1 protein-coding gene is annotated in these 962 nt (G+C 42.4%); it reads left to right on the top strand.

Annotation, left to right across the window (positions count from 1 at the left end; genetic code table 11):
- Window positions 1-300: hypothetical protein (locus KQ486_RS14065; RefSeq protein ID WP_439098777.1), on the top strand; the 300-nt coding region annotated here is incomplete at its 5' end.
- Between the last annotated feature and the right edge of the window lie 662 nt (window positions 301-962).

Consider the following 962-nt stretch of genomic DNA (forward strand, 5'->3'; position numbering starts at 1 on the left):
TATATTCTAACTTGCATGAAGCCTAAGAATGATATGATAATTTTCGATAGGCGAAAATGCTTAGAATACACCCAATACAAATCAGACAAAGCCATATACAAAGGATTGGCAGAGCTCGTACAAAGTGAAATCATAGCAAGAGGTCCAAACGAATATAATTGGTTCATTAATCCGTTGATTGTCTTTAATGGGGATAGGGTTTCATTTACAAAAACATACGTTCGGAAAAAGACTTTAGCTGCCCAAAAGAAAGAAGAAGCAGAGAAACGACAGTTATCACTTGGTTTTGATGAACTGTAACACTCCATTGAGTGAAGCTGCCGTTTGGTCGCTCCCCCTTTGGGGGCGGGGGGGGGATAGATAAAGTTCCTCTATGTAAAGTTATAATGGGGGATGAAAGGCAAGGTTCGCTAACCTTACCCCGATTGTTTATGCTTCCCAGCATTCAATCTATCCCCGTTTATGGGTTTCTCTTTCACCCTACAAAGATAACCTCATGGGGGAAAAATGTCCAAGAATATGGGGTAAAAACTATCAAGTCGGTAGAAAATAAGTATCTTTGAAGTACATTTTTAGTAGAGGTACTGGTATGCCTAGACGAAGCAGATAGGCAAAAATAAAGCCGCTGGAGATGTCGGATGTCCGTCAATTAACTCCAGCGGCTTGTATTTTGGTAACTCTCCCGTATCGGTCGGCTACCGTTTGGTCAGCAACAAAGGTAGTACTTTATTGTCGCAAATCCAAATGTTTTCCCCTTTATTTGTGCATTTACAGAACATTTGCTAACTTCGCACCTATGCAGTATGGTGATAGCACACTAGCACCCTAAAGGGTGCGTGTGTAAGGGGACAAGCCCCCTTAACCCCCTGTCAGCCGGCTGTCACCGGCTGTTATCGATTGTCACAAAAATGTTAACTTATGGGAGCAACAAGTATTCATGTACAAGCAGTGAAGCCGGGGAG

The organism is Allobacillus halotolerans (assembly GCF_018967645.1).
GTDB classification, from domain to species: domain Bacteria; phylum Bacillota; class Bacilli; order Bacillales; family Alkalibacillaceae; genus Allobacillus; species Allobacillus halotolerans.